Origin of the sequence: Roseovarius sp. Pro17, from assembly GCF_035599575.1 — a bacterium.
Classification (GTDB): domain Bacteria; phylum Pseudomonadota; class Alphaproteobacteria; order Rhodobacterales; family Rhodobacteraceae; genus Roseovarius.
The window spans coordinates 916,341-933,988 of record NZ_CP141179.1; the positions used below are offsets into that span (position 1 = coordinate 916,341).

Sequence of the window (17,648 nt, forward strand, 5' to 3'; positions counted from 1 at the left end):
GACCGCAATGTCCGAGACAACCGCAATGGAGAAATGGGCCGAGCGTGCCCGCGCCGTTCTGCCTGCCGGTGGCTTTGGTAATTATGATCCGTCGATATTCATCCAGCACGGCAAGGGCAGCCGCGTCTGGGACGAGAACGGCAAGGAGTATATCGACTACCTCATCGGCTCCGGCCCAATGCTGCTGGGCCACGGTCATCCGGAGGTATTGGAGGCTGTGGCCGAGCAACTGCCCAAGGGAATGACCTTCTTTGCCAACAACTCCGCCGCGGTGGAACTGGCGGAGGAAATCTGCCGCGCGGTCGCCTGCGCCGAGCAGGTCCGGTTTCTGGCCTCGGGGGGCGAGGCGGATATGTATGCGATGCGCCTTGCGCGCGCCTTTACCGGCCGCGACAAGATCCTGAAATTCGAGGGCGGTTATCACGGCATGTCTGCCGAGGCGCAGATGAGCCTTGCACCGACACGCATGGTAAATTTCCCCCAAGCCGTTGCCGACAGTGCCGGTATCCCCGAGGCCGTGCGCGCCGAAATGCTGATCGCGCCGTTCAACGATCCGGAGTATCTGGAAAGCCTGCTGGCCGAGCATGGCGACCAAATCGCCGGCATCATCGTCGAGCCCTTGCAGCGGATCATCCCGCCCAAACCGGGGTTTCTTCAGGCGGTACGAGACCTGTGCGATCGCTATGGCATCGCGCTGATCTTTGATGAGGTCGTGACCGGCTTTCGCTTTGCCTATGGCGGCGCGCAGGAGGCCTATGGCGTCACGCCTGACCTCTGCACACTGGGCAAGGTCATCGGGGGCGGGTTTCCATTGGCTGCCGTGGCGGGGCGCAAGGATATCATGGATCATTTCGACAAGGCGATTGTCGGGACTGATCGCTGGCTGATGATGCTGGGCACGCTTTCTGGCAATCCGGTCGCGGCGGTGGCGGGGCTGAAAACAATGGAAATCCTGCGCCGTGACGGGGCTTATGATCGCCTCAGGGCAAATGGCAAACGCCTGATGGATCTCTATCGCACACATCTGAATTCGGTCGGCATCGCACACCGGATCGTCGGCCATGAGACATTGTTCAACGTCGTATTCACCGATCGGGAGGTACGCAGCTACCGCGACGTGCTGACTGCGGATGCCGCCAAAAGCACCCGGTTCAACGCGATATTGCGCGAAAACGGCATCTTCAAATCGCCCGGTAAAACCTATCCGCACCTGGCCCTGACAGAAGAGGATTTTGAGTTGACCGAAGCCGCAATTGCCAAAGCGGCGCAGGCAGTGGCCGCAGAATGACTCGAGCCTAATGAAAAATGCTCAACCAAGAGAGATTAAAGTGAGCGTATTCAAACCAAACTGACGGCTTCTGCCGCGCTCGTATCCTCGGCGGGGATGGCGCAGGCTGCAGGCAGTCCCAACGTGTCTGCCTATGGCGGCAGGTGAGGCGATGCACTGACATCGTGCGTGTTCAAACCCTTAGAGGCAGAAATCGGCATTCCGGTGGTTCCTGAGCCAAGCGCGTCAACCGTCACCTTGTCCAAGCTACAGGCCGAGGCCGCCAATCCCGTCACAGATGTGGCCTGGATGGATGGCGGCGTATCTGAACCGACCCGTGACAGCGGCGTCGTCGCGGCCATCGATCCGGCCATGGCGCCGGGTTTGGCCGGCGTTGTCGATCAGGCGAACTGAAAGACGGATGACGGCGATATATACGCCGTCGGCAACGGCTATTTCGCCTTCGGGATTGTCTACAACAACGAAGAGATCAAAAAACCGCCCACCTCGTGGGAGAATCTTTGGAATCCCGATTATGCCGGGCGAGGCATCATGCCCAGCGCGGTCACCTCGATCAGGGTGCCGGTGCTCGCGATGTTCAACTCGCTGGCAGGCGGGACGCTGGACGACTTGGCCCGTGCCGCTGAAAAGATGGCGGACTGCCGATTGCCGATGCCATCCCAAGGAAGGCGCGATGGCGTCGGATATTCGGTTACATATCGTGAAAAACACCGATGATCTGGAGGTCGCGCATGCACTGGTCCATTTCGCGATTCAACCCGCAAAGGCCGATGTCTGGCCGCTGCATTGCAGGTGGGGCCAGCCGCGCAAGGTGTGACATGCCTCCGGAGTTCGCCACGCGGACGCCTTGGGGCGTCGATGGGTCGATCGCTGATCTGACCGTCGTTGAGTGTAGCAACGTCAACACATACCGCGATGCGCTGACCGAGGCTTGGCACCGCCTCGCCGCGGGCAATTGATTCAACGGACCGGGGGCACAGTGCCTCCGGTCACTTAGCCATAAAGGCACGCCATGACGCAGGATCCTATCCAACTGACTGGAATATCGCGCCGGTTTGGTTCGGTGACTGCGCTTGCCGATATTTCCCTTTCGGTGCGCCAGGGCGAGTTTCTGGCCCTGCTGGGTCCATCGGGCTGTGGCAAGGCCACGCTTTTGCGGCTTATTGCGGGGTTCCTCGACCCGTCTTCGGGCGATGTGTTCATCGCGGGCAAGCGGATGAATACCGTGCCGCCGGATCGTCGCCCGCTGAATACGGTGTTCCAGAACTACGCTCTTTTTCAAACATGGACGTGGCCGAAAACATCGCCTTCGATCTGAAGCGTGCGCGCTTGCCCAAGGCCGAGATAATTGAGCGCGTGGCCGAGACGCTGGAAATGGTCGGCATGGAAGCCTTCGCCGCGCGCTGTCATTCTTCGTTGCGCCCTTTGCGGCCGTGGACGTCTCCAGCGCGCAAGACCCGGAAAGGGGCTGGAGTGTTGCCAATTTCATACGCGTGGGCAGTGATTCCTGTTACATCAAGGCGCTGTGGACGACGCCTTCGATTGCGCCCCGGGTTACGGCGATCATGATTCTGCTGGGCTATCCTCCGGCCTATTGCTTGGGCCGATTTGGTGTTTGGCTTGTACCGACTTGTTTTAAGTGAAGGCTGAATGGATCGAAGAATGCTTTCGACGCCGGTCTCTTTTGGTCAGATGGAACCGTGATCGAACCATGCCGTTGACGCATGGCTCGTCAAACCCACGTGGAGTCCTGCGGCGCAGCATTTGGCAATATACGCGGTGTCGGGACGTTCTCTGCCGCCGCGAGGCAAAAGCGAGTTTTGTCAAAACGGACATCATTTGGTGGCGAATCCCAGTGTCAGTTCTGGATCGCAGTAGGCGGCTTAGAGCCCAAAGCGCACGGGCAGTGTTTTCGGCAAGACCGAGAAATGCAGTTATGTCTCCGCTGATCGGGTTCGCTGAATGTCCGACACTCTGTCCAACAGCTTTTGGGTCTCTTTGGTTTCGAGTGCCAACGTCTGTCGTAGAAGTTGAGTTGCCGTACCCGGCACCTCGGAGTCACGACCCAAAACCGCCCAGTACTTCGTGTGACAAAGGGGCGACCAGCTTGCCAGACGGTCTTTTAGATCACCGGTTCCGTGTCGCCGCGCTTCGAAGTCCAAAATACCGTAGCCGAACTCTGGCGCCAATGGCCCCCCTACAAGGTCGCCGGGAAAGTACAGATTGGTCCAGCGTACGAGGGCAAAAAGCGCCGATGGGATTAGTACTCGGGATTGTTGCCCGATGGGGCGGTAAGCGATCGCATCCTCGACCTTCGCCGGATAGTGCTGCTCTTTCTTTCGGTCCCAGTTGTCGTTGAGAGGTGGGCAACGAGGGTACTCGCGATCAAGCAGGCCTTCCTTCAAGCCGCGGCCACGATCGCCGGCAGCACGCAACAAGAAGTCCGCATGCGCGAGCGGACTTCCCAAAGTTACAAGATCAGTGATCAACCAAGGGTTTCCGGCGCGCTTCTGCTCTTCCCAGAGTTGGATTTGGGACTTGCGATATTCGCTCGCCGCTGACTCGACAGCAAGAAGTCTTAGATTAACAACCTCTTTTTCCGACTTCGGCGCGCCGCCTCTTTTTGACTTGGCCTCATCTAGAGCCTCTCCTGCGAGTCGGAGTTTCGCGCCAAGGATCTCGATTTCCTCAAGGATAGCCTGCTCAACCTCAGTGAGGTTTTCGCGCTGGTTCTGTCGATATTGGTCCCACAGGCGCGAAACAACATCGTATGCTATGACGCTTCCCAGGCTGTGTCCAACCACGATAATCCTCTGATACCGCCCTTGACGGTGCAGCCTGTGCAACAAGGAAATCGCCTGCCGTCTAATGGCTGCCCGTTCCGTCAGGTTATCCGGGTGAGGTGTGAGATACCGCGCCGCATCGCCCACATAGCCGTTAACATAGGTCCAAAGGAATCCACCAAGAAGCGTAGTGACAACCCCGCTACTTAATAGCCCCGTCAGTTTGAGCCATTTGTCCCAAGGAGTTACAATTGCTGCGTACAGGACGCCTGCGCCAAGCCCAAAAATGATAATTAGGACAATCCAATAGATTGCGTAGACCCGCGAGTTTTTTTGGGGAGGCGTGAACAATAGGCGCCAAAACCAGTACCCGACGTGCCTGAATTTTGTGTCACGCATGCGGTGGGCCCAGTGGCATTCAAAAAAATCCGCAATGGGAATCTCATTTCCTGCAGATCTTGGCGGGGCTCGTAGCGTGAACAATTCCAGCGAGTTTGAATACTTGTCTGGGTGACTAGTAAATCTTGGTTCAGGATTGTCGGGCGAAACGGCCGCCGCTGTGAATTTCCGTAGAGTTGTCATTGGCTTTTGTTCGCCTATTCCATGAATGACGACCACGGCTTGCCTTAGTTTCTTACCGTCGAGCATCCATCTCGCTCCCTTTTTTCGCCGCCATGAACCGGAGCCAGGGCTGCTGAGAAAACCCCCTATGCAAACCGAATATAATAGTCAGGTTGAATGCGTGCCGGACCTCGAAGGACATTCGTCGTCCGCACAACACCCGCATTGCACATGTTTTGTGACGCATTTAAATACTCGAAACCCTACCTCGGTTCGTAAGCATCTTTGAATTCCAGACCTCCAAATATGTTCTTCTGGATCCATTCGTATTTCTGATGAAGGAGGTCGTGACCGTGATTGAGGTCATCGACTACGTTTGCCCGCATTTGTTCCCCGTCGTGAACATAGAGCCGCATTGCGCCTATGAAGGAATGCTGGCGGCTTCCCTGATCGTAGTTGCGCCCATCGAGGTTCACGAATCCACGTGAGTGAGTGGCGGGACACTCCGGATGCGGTGTTTGATTGTCACAAACGCCAATCAGTTCCTCTCCGAAGATCTGAAAGCCAATCCGGAGCTCCGACTCCGAAATTCCGGACCTTGTTTCGTGTTTGGAACCTGGGGGTGAGCCACTGTCGACGAAACCCATTATCGGATCGAGCACAGAGTGGCTGAGTTCGTGAAGGATATCATCCTGAACCTCGGAATTGCGCCGCACCCAAGCTCCTCCATCGATGAAGGGGTTCCCTGCACCTGCAGCCATCGACACTACGGGATAGCGGGCGGCGGAACAGGGTTCTTCGAAGCGCCCCGAGCGGTGACCGCGCGCACAACCTAAACGCGCCGCGTCGAACCACGCTGTATCGGAGAACCAGATTGGCCAAGTCCACAGCGTAAGGCCCAGTTCGGTGAGGAAGGGGCGCTCTTCGGCCCACACGCTTCCTATGTGCAAGGGGGCATTGCAGGTCGTGCTACCTTGCGCGCCGTCTTGCCCGCAGCCCGATGCGCCTGATTGTGACTCGTAAATCTTGAACTGGTGCGCAGATTCCTGCTGCAGGATCGTGCGGCTGAAGTTGGAGAAGGTTACCTGACCCGACAATGAAGCGTCCGAAAGAACTGCGAAAAGATCGTTGCCGTAGTCGGCTACGTCCCAATTTGGCCCGATTTTGCGGAAGTTAGCGATAGCGAGCGCAAGGCGATTGGCGCCGTGGTTGACGGATGGACCAAGCTTCGCACCGATCCATGGCCAAGACGGAACAGCCATGTCGAGGCGCCCGTAACTGATCGCACCATCCGGCGTATTGAAGCCCAGAACGAGCCGATTTCGAAACAGCGCGAGCGCGGAGCGCACGACAATGCTGTCCGTCGCAAACTCGGCAACAGTGGTGATCCGCGGATCGGCTGGCGCATCAGGTCGGACAAAGGCGTGGCGCAGCAACTGGCCACTGATTGGTCCCCCAAACTGCTCTGGCCAGCGTGCGCTGGTGTAGGCGAAATGGAAGCCGCCACCAAGAGCGACGGGTTCGGAGATGTCGAGGGACAGAAGCACTCCCGGGGTCGCCCGCGCCATCGCTGACGGAGTGATGTCGCTGGCATTTGCCCAAGGCGACGTACGATGCAAAACGCGAAGCCCCTTCGTAGCCATCAGTACTTGAACGAGTTGATCCCCGTCGTCGGGATCGGCGGGGTTCTTCAACTGGTACCTTCCCAATGTGCCCTCGACGAAACCGCGGTAGGTTTCTTCGTGATGGACAACGTTTAGGTTCGAATTGTAGCGCCGGTATACGACGACGGGTATGTCGCCGGTGCTCTGACCGGGAAACATGACATGAAAATGCCGCCCGCCGTCGGAAGTCTGCGAGACGGAGATGCGTCCGCGAACCTCGTTGCCGTTTGTGATTTGAGACCACCCGCCCCACATCGCCCCAGAAGGTTTCTCAGCGTGGAAGAGATTGTTGCCGGAGTCGCGCACAAAGAGGTGGAGCCGGTCCGGAGATTCTTGCGAAACTAAAACCGGAGCGGTTGTCGGTTCGCCCCTTATGCCCAAGATATGGCTCCAGCCGTCCCAGACTCCTGGAGCGCTGGTCGCGTTCACCATCACCGCCCCGTCCGGCTGAACCACTGCAACGTGGATCCCTACTTCGAACTGAGCGATGTCCGGTGATGCAGAAGAACGAACAATTAAATCAATCGGACTTGAAGGCGGAATGGCGGCGTTGAACGTTTGACCGAGAGCTTCGCATTTCATATGGGCGAGGTCACCACCGTCTAGAAAAAGTTGTCCCGATCCTAGGCTGTGAAACTGGATTTCGTTATTGGTGGGGTCCAGATCGCTTTGAGATTGCAGGCTCCAGCCGAAGGCATAAGTATTCTCCTCGTGAAAGGGGAGAGTAATGGGGTTTAGGCGTTTACTCTCGTCGGCCGCGATGCTCCAGCGAGGATAAGGCGAAAGTGCGCGGGTTTGGGATTCAACCGGGCTCGGACCGGATGCGGCGACGCTATAACTGCCGCCGACGGTGCTGTACCAGTCGCTGCCTCCAGCATTCTCCACGATTGGATGAATTGCGAGCATGATCGCGCTGCCCGGACCGCGCCCCTTAATCTCGTAGCACCAACTCGCCGCGGCGAGGTCACCTTTGCCAGTCGGACAGGTCTCATCAAGTGCGGTTTCACGGATAGCCGTGAGTTTCTCGGCTGCCGCCTCGTCGCCGTCTTGACGGCACCAATTGAGATGGTAAGTGCGATCGCTGCTCCATAACTGGTCCGAAAAACCACAGGCACGCGCGATGTTCTCGCGGTTCTGCGATACGGCACGGGTGGAATAGGCATCGCAGTCCTGCGCCGATACCGTTGCCGCGTTGAGGACCAAGGCAACGAAAGCTAGCAGAAAAACTCCAAGCAATCTAATGTCGTGAGCTACAGTTCGAATGCAAGCCATAGTGCCATTCCTTGCGTAATGTTCCCGCAGAAAAGTTTAACAGGAACGGCGAATGCGGCGTTGATTTCCATCAATCCCGCTTAAAGAGAGCCGAAATAGCCACGCTTCCGTCTCTCCGTTTTCGAGCCGTTTGACGATGCCTGATCTCGATCGTCCTCCTCGTCCTCAGAGTTTTTTCGCGGTGAAGGAAATGAGAAAGCCTGAAGTATTGCCAGCACACACCACAGATAAATGAGAGTTCTAGAGACGGGACGTCGAGCGGAACCATCTGACGAAAAATTCACGTCGGCCTGCGGTCGGTTGCCTGTCAACCCAGCCGTCAACGGTCCTTGAAGTGGGCGGGTGACTGACAGGCCAGAGTGTAACTTCCCTATCGGTTAACTTTCCATCGAACGGCTGCTTTTTCGCTCTGCGAGCTTTTTTTACTGTCCGTCCGTTGGCGAAGTGATCTCGAAGGCTTTCAGTTCGGTATTCTCCAGAAACCAAATAGTGAGAGAGGCTGCATGTAGTTCATCCCCGTGGTCGCTGTCTTGTATGAAGTGCTGGAGCGGCCGCATTTGGAAGGGTCAGGTTTGTCCAAGATTTAGGCATTGCCCAGTTGCGTCATTATGCAATTGCACCGAATGGCAGGAATGACGGGCCGCACCACAGCATCCTGCGGGTTGTCGAACGGCCGGTTTGGACCGATCACAACAATTGAATTGAGCGGATAAGACCCCCTGTCGGTTACTCAATCGGGGCTTTTTGCCGCCGCCAATCATGGCCGTACGGGTGCCGTTCTTGCGTCGTCGGAGAGACGTACTTCCAAGCGAACGTGCCTCACCGGCTATTTCACTTTTTTGAGCGTGTAGTCATGCCGAAGCGCCTTGTAGACAGACATAGTGTCGCTCGGGGTCGGCGCAAAGCTCGGTGAACTTTCGGCAAGCGCCAAAGAATGCGACGCCGCGTGGTTGAAGAAATCGTCATCCTCCGCCGTATATCGCGTGCCCGTCTTCATTTTATCCTCGCAGTCGGCTTTGTTTTCGCCCGGCGGGCATTGGAAATTCGGCACTGTGTCGATCTGCATGACGGGGCTGAGCGCACTCGGCCAGGCGAGGCGCAAGGTTGCGCCGTCGCTTTCGCCGCTGAGGCTTGCTCCTTTCAGCGCTGCTACCCTTGCGCAGCCAAAGCAGTTTTCTGCCGTGACTTTGAAGAGCGGCGGCGTCTGATCGTAGCGCGCCTTGGCCGCGGCCCTGGTCACCACCGCCTCGCGAAAACGCCACTTGCCGGCGCGTTTCTCGAGCGTTGTCCGCGCGGCGAGGTCATAAGAGAAGGTGACCCCGTGTTCGTACCGGATTGGCTGGCGCGCGCCGGTGGCGGTGTCGATCAGATCATATGTCGTCCGGTGCAGCAACGTCCGCACGCCCTTGAGCGTCACATCCCAGATTTGCGTCTCCCGTTCGAATATGACCCGGTATATGATTGTCCCGGAACAGGGTGCCTTGTCGGGCGTAGCGTTGACAAAAGTGACCTTTGCCTCGCCGCCGGGTTCCAGCGGCAGTATCACGGGTTGCGCTTTTGTCGGAACATAGGGTGCCTCGGAAGGCATCCAGTCACCCTGATAGTTCCACTGCAGGTAAGTCAGGACCAGTTCGGCATCGTCGCGCACTTCGCCTGCGACCGCATTGATGCCGGACAAAGTGTATCCGGTGCCCTTGAGACGGTATTGCCCCCGACCCGAGATCGGGCCGTCAACTTCGGGCAAGCGCAGCTTGACCTCTTCGGTGCTCAGCATGTGATCGGTCATGCGATGGTGCTGACAGGTGACATCGCCCTCGACGGTCAGCGTTGCCAGACGCTGTGCCTGTGCGACGGCAGGAATTAGAAAAAGGATCATTCCGAGCCAACGGATCATGTCTGCACCTCCTGCCGTCGCAGCCTGAGGATACCTCAGAGTTGAAGTCAGTCCGTTGACTTGGATCAGTCCGAGCGTCTGCTTCGGGACCCCTCACTACACGGAATGCGGCACTTTGCGCCAATGGCAGCTTTGTGAAAGCCGCATTGCGGCAGGGTTGCGTTGGTTGAACGGCAACTATGGGCGGCTAGCGATGCTTTGCGACGTCCGCTTTCTGCACATCGCTGACCTTGGCGCCGGGCGCGGCGCATGTGCGCGGGCGATTATGCAGCGCGGGACGCGGACGGGCATGACAGTTCTATGGCCAGAGACGGTGACGTCTTTAATACGAGCATTTATGATATGCTTGGGAACAACGTGATCGATTTTGGGGACGAGAAAGCCCCGCATGCGGGTGTGTTTGGTTGCGAACACGCGTTTCTTGCCGATCGCCGTTGGTGGCAACCAACACCGATGCGTCTTGGCTAAGTTGCAAACCTGCCTGAAAATGCAGAACCACCTTTGGCAAATCCATTGCGGTTCACCCTATGAGCGATCAGGTCGCATGCTCTTGCAAGAAATCTTCGGTTTGCTGAACGCATTCCACCCACGCTGGCTCATGGCCCAAGAGGATGTGGTTCTTGCTGTCGAGTTGCACGAATTCGGCGTCCGGGATGCCGATCGCAAGCTCGCGCCCCTGCTCCAGCGATATCCGGTGGTCGTCGCGCGCGTGAAAAACGATTGTGGGCGCTTGCACCTTGGCCAGGCTTTCGCGCACGTCGATATGGCCGAATGCTTCCTGAAACCGCACGGCGTTTTCCGGAGAGGTCGTCTGGCGCTGGAACTCGTCGAACCATGCCAGATCTTCCGGCTTTGAATCCGGCATAAAGGTTTGCGAGAATATGTGCCTGTAGGCGGGGTTCGACGTCCCCCAGCCATGACGGGTAAGCGTGAGGACGGCCTCGCGGCGCGCCTGTTCTTCGTCGCTGGCGCCGATACGCCATCCGGTGGCATATCCGGCGATCAGGACGAGGCAAGACACCCGTTCGGGGTGGCGCGCCGCATATTCCACCGAAACCGCGCACCCTTGGGACATGCCCAGCAACGGGAACCGATCCAGCCCCAGCGCATCGACTACGGTTTCCAAATCGCGCACGAACGCCTCAAAGCTGATATCATTCACGTCCCAATCCGACAGGCCATTGCCGCGTTCGTCGTAGCGGATAAACGTCCGTTGATTGGCCCAGGCCGAAAAGGTCGGTGCCCAGATGGGGCTGTTCCAATCCAGTTCCAGATGGTTCAACCAGTTCGCCGCCTTGACCAACGGCGGCCCCTCTCCGACGGTGGCATAGGCAAGGCGCACTCCGTCCGACGCCCGGCAAAACCCGATGGTTTGCTTGCGCAACATGCGGCGGGGCGGGCTTTCCACCGGCCGTTCGACTGCGGGGTTGGTTGTCGGCGGCTCCGATTTCTCGTCCAGTAGCGGGCCGGTGACAGACAGCCCGGCCTTTTTCGCGGTTGCGTGAAAATCCGCTTCCCAATGGCGCGCTTCTTCCAGTCGTCCCGATTGCGCGAGCGCATTGACCAATCCGCGCGCGGCTTCTTCCTCAAGCGGGGTTTCTTCTATCCAGCGCCGCGCCCATTTCAAGGCCTCGGCTTGCGTCAGTTCGGGATGAAGCGTCAGGCGCCGCAGGACGTTGAGTTGCAGCAGGTGCATGTCCTCACGCTCAGCGGCCAGCCATAGCTGAAAACTCTCCGTGCCGGCTTGCTCCAACCCTTCGAGAAGGGGCCGCTGCAACTGCCCGGCCATATCGCGCAATTCGAGCGGGGGGATCAGGGGTGGGTCGTCGATCAGGCGTTCGCGTATTGCGCGCAGATCCACAAGGGCATCGGTCGGCTCAAAGGCCGCACGCTCCCGATCCGCGATAATACGGGGTGTACCCTCGTCATCGACGGCTTGGCGCAATTTGCTCAGCGCCCAACGCAGCGATCCGCGCGGATCGTCGGGCAAATCCCAGAACATCTCGCACAGGCGCTCGCGGCGGACGGGACGTGCCGTCGCGGCAAGGTATCCCAGCACTGCGCGCGCCTTGCGTGACGCAGGCAGGGCAACTGCCGTGCCGTTGGCCACGACGGACAATTCACCTAAAAGGGCGATGTGGAGTGAATAACCCATGAAAATCACATTTTTCTTGGAAATACCTCGGTAATTCTATCAAATTACCACGGTCCGCACAACGCTGCCGCACACGGGCGGGCGCCACAAATGTCTCCAGTCACTCAGACAGGAGACAGAAGATGACACATACGAAACGTATAAACCTGCCCCACCAGACCGATCAGATTTTTCTGACGGATGCAGGGTTCGAGACCTCAATGCTGTTCCACAAGGGTTTTGACATGCCCTATTTCGCGTTCTTTCCCATGTTGCGGACGGTCGAGGGCCGCGCCGCGATGAAGGGATATTTCGCGCAATTCATGGAAACGGCCCGGCAGAATGACGCTGGGTTCATTTTGGATACCAACACCTGGAGGGCAAACCCCGACTGGGCCGGATTGCTGGGCCATGATCGGGATGATCTGGCGGACATCAACCGGGAGGCTGTCACCTTTGCGGAGGAGCTTCGTAGCGAGTTCGGCGCAGGTATGAATGTTCTGATCAATGGCGTGATTGGACCGCGTGGCGATGGCTATGACCCGTCCACGATTATGAGCGCGGACGAGGCCGAGGCCTATCACGGATTTCAGGTCGGAGTCCTTGCAGACAGCGGGGCCGATATGGTGTCGGCACTAACCATGACCAACACTCCCGAAGCGATCGGCATCGCGCGTGCTGCAGCAAAAGCGGGCGTGCCTTGCGTGATCAGTTTCACGCTGGAAACGGATGGTCGGTTGCCCACGGGCGAAACGCTGGGCGAGGCGATAGGCAAAGTTGATGCGAACTGCCGGGTCAAACCTGCCTATTACATGATCAACTGCGCCCACCCGGATCACTTCCGCGGCATGCTTGAGCACGGCGGCGACTGGACCAAGCGCATCTACGGCGTGCGGGCAAATGCCTCGCGGATGAGCCATGCGGAACTCGATAATTGCGAAGAGCTGGATGACGGCAATCCGCAGGAACTGGGCCAGCAATATGCAGAGCTTACGCGCCTGTTGCCAAAGCTGAACGTCTTTGGCGGCTGCTGCGGCACGGACCATCGGCACGTGGCGCAGATCTGCGAGGCGGTGCACGCGGCCTGACCCGTCAGCGCGCTGAGCGAAACTTACAAAAATCAATTCGGAAAGGAGAAAACCATGCTCGAAAAAGTAACACAAAACTGGCGCAGCAGGCGCGATCGCCGCCGAAACGCGCGCATTCGCCAACATCTGCTGCAGACGCTGGACGAACGAATGCTGAAAGACATCGGCCTCTACGGGGAAACCGACGATCGTAACAGCCCGCGCTGGCCATCTGTCTAACACGGATAGACCGCTTGGAAATTCTGACGGCATGCTGTCCGTATGCCGTCAGATGCCTACCTCACATTGAAAATAAGAATTGGAAACAAGATGATAAAACAACTTCTCCTCGCAACTGCCCTCACCTCGGTCGCGGCGTGCGACGCCTATGCCGGCGAGGCGCTGACGCGCTTTGACGTGGCCGAAGACCACACGCGTTTTGTCTTTGCCGACAAGCCGGTCCATGAAAGCGGCATGCCTGCACATGGCAATCCGTTCGTGACGCAGGGTTACATTTACCCCGCCGACACTCTGGCCGGAAACATCGACGGCGTCCTTGAGGATGGCAGTCCTGCCTTTCCCGACAAGGTGCTAGGCACCTGGACCTGTGATGGCTGGTTCGTCGGCGAAGGCGGCGATGCAAAAACGGGTGTCTGGCTGGTCAGTCGTCAGATCATGCAATTCGACAATGGCGACGTGGTGATCACCCAAGGCACCGAACTGGCCGATGCGGGTGTTACCAACACCCGTCCGATCACCGGCGCGACTGGTGACTATGCCGAATTCGACGATGTGATGTTGCAGACCCTGATCGGCTTCACCTCGCATTTCGGTGTCAACGCAACATTCGAGATCCCGCAGGGCGAGGACCACGCTTACGCGAACTGAGTGCCTAAACCAAAGAAAGGAAAAGACGATGAAAACGATGATTGCAGTTGCCGTTCTAGTCACGGCGGCAGGTGCGGCGGTGGCCGCACCGACGGTCGAAGTTAAAACCCCGATCGGGAACGTTCTGGCGGCAGAGGCCGGTGGCATGACACTTTACACTTTCCGCAAGGATCGGCGCGCCGTGTCTAATTGCACAGGTTCCTGCGCCGCCTCATGGCCCCCGTTTCTGGTGGGCAGGAGAGGCGCAGCCAATGACGGCTCGACGATAATCCAGCGGCCAAACGGAACCCTCCAATGGGCGACGTCCGCGGGGCTACCGCTCTACTTCTGGACAGGCGATTCAGCGCCCGGCCAGACCACCGGCCACGGTGTCGGCGGCCTCTGGGATGCTGCGCGCCGATAGACAAGGCCCCGGCTGCGGTTTGCGTGGCAGGGGCCGCTTACCCCCCATTTCACAAGAGAAGATATCATGAGTAATTTTGCATTTTCACGCCGAACCGCGCGGCCCCAGCCGGATGCGCCGCTTGCCTATGGCAAGATCGCACATCGCTATGACCACGCGCATCGGCGCTGGTTGCGTGGCACCGGACGGCAGGCGCAAGATGCGTTTGATGGTGCGGCGGCGGCCATTGTCCAGCCGGGATTCCGGGTTCTGGACGCGGGCTGCGGCACCGCTGCCGTGGCCAAGCGTTTGATCCGGCTGTGCCATGGTCACATCGATGCCCATCTGCTGGATGTTTGCCCCGAAATGCTCAAGGCGACCGGACCGATGCGCGCCGAAAAACGTCTGGGGCGTCTGGAGGATATTCCGTTTCCGCAAGGGCACTTCGACCTCGTGACATGCGCTTGGGCGTTGGAAGCGACCACGCGGCCGCTGAATGCGTTGCGCGAACTGGTTCGTGTCACGCGACCGGGCGGGATGGTCTGTTTCGTCTCTAGTGCAGATTTCGGCCAGATGCCGCTAGTGCAACGTATGGTCCATCGCAACGTGCAGAGGCGCGGTCTTGGCCGGCTTCTGACGCCTGCTGAAATCGCGGATATCCCTATGCTGTTCCCCAAGGCACATGTGCGCCTCATGCACATTAATCATAGCTCCGTCTTAGGACTGATCCGGAAAGAGACGCGGGGCTCTGCCGGAAAAGAGGCATGCGGCTCTGCCGGAGCGCGCCCGTGCATGTCCAAACACTGATCTCATATCAAAGGCAGTCATCATGTCCCGTTTCATCATGCTATACGCCCTTCTGTGTTATGGCTTGTTTCTTGCTGTTTTCGTCTGGATGGCAGCTTTTCTTCTGGATATCGAAGGTATCCGCACGTCACCCGCCGGGATGCCTTGGCCGATGGCGGCTGCCGTCGACATCGCGCTGATCTCGGTCTTTGGCCTTACCCATAGCATCATGGCACGCCCCGCCTTCAAACGGGTCTGGACTAAGGTGATTCCGGCGGCTGCCGAGCGGGCGACGTATGTGTTGCAATCGTCCGTATTGCTGGGTGCGATTTTCCTGTTTTGGCAACCAATTGACGTGACCATCTGGAGCATCGAAGGAAAACTTGTGATCCTCGTTCTTATCATATTCTTTACCGGCCTCGGGTTGATCGTCCTTGCCACATTCCTGCTGGATCATTTTGAATTTACCGGTCTGCGACAGGCGTGGGATAACATGCGGGACGTGCCTGCCCAACGTGCGCAATTCCGCACACCATTGCTCTATCAGATCGTGCGCCATCCGTTGCAGCTGGGTATTGTCACGGCCATCTTCGCGGTGCCGCACATGACCGGCGACGGGCTGCTTTTTGCCACGGTCATGCTGACGTATATTTATATCGGTCTAAGGTTTGAAGAACGCGCCCTGTTGCGCGAGTTCGGCGATGCCTATGCGGCATATTGCAAGTCTGTCCCAATGCTGTTTCCGAGGATTCCAATTCGGTCAGGTGGTGCACACCACACGGGTTGACTTCGCTCGGCAACGTCCCTTACGTATTAGCCCATGATAAAGCCATTCTTTTCAGTAGAAAACTATTGCCCTCAGCTTTGATAGCTGCGGACGCTTTGTCGTGAATTTTCCGCTGCCCTGACAGCGGTCTATGTAGAAGATGACCTCGTGCCGGGTGGCAAGTTTTGAGGTCATGGAAATGAAATTCGAGATATCAGATACGCCAAGGGAAACCCTTGGAATCGTCGGTTTTGGCGCTTTTGGAAAGCTGATTGCGCAAAGCCTGAGTGGGCATTTTGAGCTGTTTGCTTATGACCCGGTATCAAACCTTGAAGATATTGCTGCAGAACTCGGTGTATCTCTTACCTCCCTAACTAAAGTAGCGCAGTGCGACGTGGTTGTGATCGCGGCACCTGTTTCGAGTTTCGAAGACGTCGTGACTTCTGTTGCCGCAGTCTGTCGCCCCGGAGCGCTGATTGTTGATGTCGGGTCTGTCAAGGTACAGGCGGCTGAGATTATGGAGAGAATTCTTCCAGATCACGTTGATGTTGTCGCCACTCACCCTCTGTTCGGTCCGCAGAGCGCTCGCGATGGCATTCGCGGCCTGAAGATTGCAGTTTGTCCAATCCGGGGAGGGCGTCATTTGCCCCTTGCGGCGTTTCTTCGCAAACATCTTGGCCTTCACGTAATCATGACAACGCCCCATGACCACGACCGCGAAGCAGCAACGGTTCAGGGCTTAACGCATTTGATAGCCAAGGTCTTGCTGAGCATGGCACCTTTGCCGTCACGAATGACAACGCGAAGCTTTGAGTTACTCGTCGATTCAATCTCCATGGTTCAAAACGATGCTCCTGAAGTATTTCAAGCCATAGAGAAAGCGAACCCTTACACAGAGGATGTCAGGCGGCGCTTTTTTAATCTGGCCCATGAACTGAGTGTCGATCTGGAAAGCAGAACCTAATGTTGATTGAATTTTCCTAGAGCGGGCTTTGGCAAAGACAATGCATATTTCGACTATATCCCACACTGCTTGATAAATCGAAATGCCGGTTGGGGTGAGTAGGGGGGGGCGTGCTGTCAGCAGCTCCTAAGCGAGAGGTGCAATTGACATCGCATCCTCTGCAAACTCGGCAACCATTGGCGCGTGATCCGACTCGGGAAACTTGTTGTCGGTAGCGAAAGCGATGCTCTCGTCGTGGATCATCTCGTTATGAATTTCAGCGGCCACAAAGCTCGCCATCATTCGACGAGAGACGACCATGTGATCGAGTAGATTGCCCTTGCCGTGGTGATACAGCGTGAACCGGCGGCTTTCCGCGATGGAAAGCGCGGCTGGATGCATCACGCGTCCGTTCAGTTCCGGATTGCCAGTATCCTCTGTCAGTCCACGGATCGCCATTGCCGGGACCTCATCAGGTTCGGCGTTGAAATCCCCGCAAACGAGGATCTTTGCCTCCGGCTCAACATCAAAGATTGCGTCAATGAACAGACGTACCTCCAAAGCCGCGCCGACCCGCTTCATCGACGAAACAAAATAGCCTTCAGCCCAGCCCGATGGCGTGGCCCACCGAAAGTTCTCGGGTCCCTGACCCGGGATGGGTGTTGGATTTTTTGATTTGAAGTGGATGTTCATGATGTGCAGGGGATCATCCACCCCCTTCCGAAGCCGCACATAAAGCGTTGGTCGTTCCCACCTGACCGGCATTGCTTCCTGCGCGCCGTCGGCCGTCACGCGCGAGTACATCGGCGGATTCACAAGTGTGTTCTGGATTTCGCGAACTTCCTCGATTGTGTATTCCGGCGCCGAGGCAACGACCAAGTTTCGAAATCGCTCGACGTCTGGCTTGCCCTTCAGCGTCGTCGACGACAATTCGAAGCTTTCGTAACGCGTGCCTTCCAGCAGTCTCGTCAATGCACGGAGGCTGCGTGGCCCGGGCTGATCGTCCGGCGCATTTTGCCCATGGACCTCCTGAAAGCAGATGACATCTGCGCGGAGACGTTCGAGCATCGGGCGCAAAATCACGGCGCGCTCCTCGAAGGGTGCCGCATTCGGTTTCGCCGGCCCGTCGTCGAGATTCTCGATGTTAAATGTTGCTACCCGCATAAATCACCTTGAGACCAATTCTAATATTATAGCAGAAATCGGCACATATGTGTTCG

At 57.6% G+C, this 17,648-nt stretch carries 17 protein-coding genes; 12 read left to right on the forward strand and 5 right to left on the reverse strand.

What is annotated here, in order from left to right; translation table 11 throughout:
- Positions 1 to 7 precede the first annotated feature (7 nt).
- The 5 genes from U3654_RS04460 to U3654_RS04480 all read left to right on the forward strand — a co-directional run bounded on the left by U3654_RS04460 (position 8) and on the right by U3654_RS04480 (position 2,606).
- The gene (locus U3654_RS04460) at positions 8 to 1,288 is read left to right on the forward strand and encodes an aspartate aminotransferase family protein (protein ID WP_324754155.1); all 1,281 of its coding nucleotides are present in this window, start codon (positions 8 to 10) and stop codon (positions 1,286 to 1,288) included.
- A gap of 168 nt (positions 1,289 to 1,456) precedes the next feature.
- Entirely contained in the window at positions 1,457 to 1,681 is a 225-nt protein-coding gene (locus U3654_RS04465) for a hypothetical protein (RefSeq protein WP_324754156.1), read from the forward strand.
- Positions 1,682 to 1,699: 18 nt separating this feature from the next.
- Complete coding sequence (locus U3654_RS04470) at positions 1,700 to 2,005, forward strand: ABC transporter substrate-binding protein (RefSeq protein ID WP_416384583.1); 306 nt, start codon at positions 1,700 to 1,702, stop codon at positions 2,003 to 2,005.
- A gap of 101 nt (positions 2,006 to 2,106) precedes the next feature.
- Positions 2,107 to 2,247 carry a hypothetical protein gene (locus tag U3654_RS04475; RefSeq protein ID WP_324754157.1) on the forward strand — a complete coding sequence of 47 codons (141 nt, stop codon included), beginning with the start codon at positions 2,107 to 2,109 and terminating at the stop codon, positions 2,245 to 2,247.
- Between the two features lie 53 nt (positions 2,248 to 2,300).
- On the forward strand, positions 2,301 to 2,606 hold the full coding sequence (locus U3654_RS04480; protein WP_324754158.1) for an ATP-binding cassette domain-containing protein: 306 nt from the start codon (positions 2,301 to 2,303) through the stop codon (positions 2,604 to 2,606).
- Positions 2,607 to 3,222: 616 nt separating this feature from the next.
- Here the strand turns inward: U3654_RS04480 and U3654_RS04485 are convergent.
- The 4 genes from U3654_RS04485 to U3654_RS04500 form a co-directional block, all read right to left on the reverse strand.
- Positions 3,223 to 4,719: a hypothetical protein gene (locus U3654_RS04485; RefSeq protein ID WP_324754159.1), complete on the reverse strand. Its 1,497-nt coding sequence runs from the start codon at positions 4,717 to 4,719 to the stop codon at positions 3,223 to 3,225.
- Between the two features lie 176 nt (positions 4,720 to 4,895).
- Positions 4,896 to 7,532: a hypothetical protein gene (locus U3654_RS04490; RefSeq protein ID WP_324754160.1), complete on the reverse strand. Its 2,637-nt coding sequence runs from the start codon at positions 7,530 to 7,532 to the stop codon at positions 4,896 to 4,898.
- 862 nt (positions 7,533 to 8,394) lie between these two features.
- Positions 8,395 to 9,462: a hypothetical protein gene (locus tag U3654_RS04495; protein ID WP_324754161.1), complete on the reverse strand. Its 1,068-nt coding sequence runs from the start codon at positions 9,460 to 9,462 to the stop codon at positions 8,395 to 8,397.
- Between the two features lie 535 nt (positions 9,463 to 9,997).
- Positions 9,998 to 11,617 (reverse strand): alpha/beta fold hydrolase, encoded by a 1,620-nt coding sequence (locus tag U3654_RS04500; RefSeq protein ID WP_324754162.1) that lies wholly within the window; start codon positions 11,615 to 11,617, stop codon positions 9,998 to 10,000.
- 122 nt (positions 11,618 to 11,739) lie between these two features.
- On the opposite strand from U3654_RS04500, the gene U3654_RS04505 reads away from it, so the two are divergent.
- From U3654_RS04505 to U3654_RS04535, 7 genes are all read left to right on the forward strand, one after another.
- On the forward strand, positions 11,740 to 12,684 hold the full coding sequence (locus U3654_RS04505) for a homocysteine S-methyltransferase family protein (protein WP_324754163.1): 945 nt from the start codon (positions 11,740 to 11,742) through the stop codon (positions 12,682 to 12,684).
- 54 nt (positions 12,685 to 12,738) lie between these two features.
- Complete coding sequence (locus U3654_RS04510; RefSeq protein ID WP_324754164.1) at positions 12,739 to 12,903, forward strand: hypothetical protein; 165 nt, start codon at positions 12,739 to 12,741, stop codon at positions 12,901 to 12,903.
- Between the two features lie 90 nt (positions 12,904 to 12,993).
- Positions 12,994 to 13,551: a hypothetical protein gene (locus U3654_RS04515; RefSeq protein WP_324754165.1), complete on the forward strand. Its 558-nt coding sequence runs from the start codon at positions 12,994 to 12,996 to the stop codon at positions 13,549 to 13,551.
- A 28-nt stretch (positions 13,552 to 13,579) separates the two neighbouring features.
- The gene (locus U3654_RS04520; RefSeq protein WP_324754166.1) at positions 13,580 to 13,954 is read left to right on the forward strand and encodes a hypothetical protein; all 375 of its coding nucleotides are present in this window, start codon (positions 13,580 to 13,582) and stop codon (positions 13,952 to 13,954) included.
- A 66-nt stretch (positions 13,955 to 14,020) separates the two neighbouring features.
- Positions 14,021 to 14,740, forward strand: a complete 720-nt coding sequence (locus tag U3654_RS04525; protein ID WP_324754167.1) for a class I SAM-dependent methyltransferase — start codon at positions 14,021 to 14,023, stop codon at positions 14,738 to 14,740.
- Positions 14,741 to 14,762: 22 nt separating this feature from the next.
- Positions 14,763 to 15,506, forward strand: coding sequence for an isoprenylcysteine carboxylmethyltransferase family protein (locus U3654_RS04530; protein ID WP_324754168.1), 744 nt, complete (start codon positions 14,763 to 14,765; stop codon positions 15,504 to 15,506).
- Positions 15,507 to 15,684: 178 nt separating this feature from the next.
- Positions 15,685 to 16,449 (forward strand): prephenate dehydrogenase, encoded by a 765-nt coding sequence (locus tag U3654_RS04535; protein ID WP_324754169.1) that lies wholly within the window; start codon positions 15,685 to 15,687, stop codon positions 16,447 to 16,449.
- 126 nt (positions 16,450 to 16,575) lie between these two features.
- Here the strand turns inward: U3654_RS04535 and U3654_RS04540 are convergent, their stop codons facing one another.
- Positions 16,576 to 17,592, reverse strand: a complete 1,017-nt coding sequence (locus tag U3654_RS04540; protein WP_324754170.1) for an endonuclease/exonuclease/phosphatase family protein — start codon at positions 17,590 to 17,592, stop codon at positions 16,576 to 16,578.
- Positions 17,593 to 17,648 lie beyond the last annotated feature (56 nt).

Coding starts and splice junctions, on each gene's coding strand:
- U3654_RS04460 (WP_324754155.1), top strand. CDS start 8: ATGTCCGAGACAACCGCAATGGAGAAATGGGCCGAGCGTGCCCGCGCC.
- U3654_RS04475 (WP_324754157.1), top strand. CDS start 2,107: ATGCCTCCGGAGTTCGCCACGCGGACGCCTTGGGGCGTCGATGGGTCG.
- U3654_RS04480 (WP_324754158.1), top strand. CDS start 2,301: ATGACGCAGGATCCTATCCAACTGACTGGAATATCGCGCCGGTTTGGT.
- U3654_RS04485 (WP_324754159.1), bottom strand. CDS start 4,719: ATGCTCGACGGTAAGAAACTAAGGCAAGCCGTGGTCGTCATTCATGGA.
- U3654_RS04495 (WP_324754161.1), bottom strand. CDS start 9,462: ATGATCCGTTGGCTCGGAATGATCCTTTTTCTAATTCCTGCCGTCGCA.
- U3654_RS04500 (WP_324754162.1), bottom strand. CDS start 11,617: ATGGGTTATTCACTCCACATCGCCCTTTTAGGTGAATTGTCCGTCGTG.
- U3654_RS04505 (WP_324754163.1), top strand. CDS start 11,740: ATGACACATACGAAACGTATAAACCTGCCCCACCAGACCGATCAGATT.
- U3654_RS04510 (WP_324754164.1), top strand. CDS start 12,739: ATGCTCGAAAAAGTAACACAAAACTGGCGCAGCAGGCGCGATCGCCGC.
- U3654_RS04515 (WP_324754165.1), top strand. CDS start 12,994: ATGATAAAACAACTTCTCCTCGCAACTGCCCTCACCTCGGTCGCGGCG.
- U3654_RS04520 (WP_324754166.1), top strand. CDS start 13,580: ATGAAAACGATGATTGCAGTTGCCGTTCTAGTCACGGCGGCAGGTGCG.
- U3654_RS04525 (WP_324754167.1), top strand. CDS start 14,021: ATGAGTAATTTTGCATTTTCACGCCGAACCGCGCGGCCCCAGCCGGAT.
- U3654_RS04530 (WP_324754168.1), top strand. CDS start 14,763: ATGTCCCGTTTCATCATGCTATACGCCCTTCTGTGTTATGGCTTGTTT.
- U3654_RS04535 (WP_324754169.1), top strand. CDS start 15,685: ATGAAATTCGAGATATCAGATACGCCAAGGGAAACCCTTGGAATCGTC.
- U3654_RS04540 (WP_324754170.1), bottom strand. CDS start 17,592: ATGCGGGTAGCAACATTTAACATCGAGAATCTCGACGACGGGCCGGCG.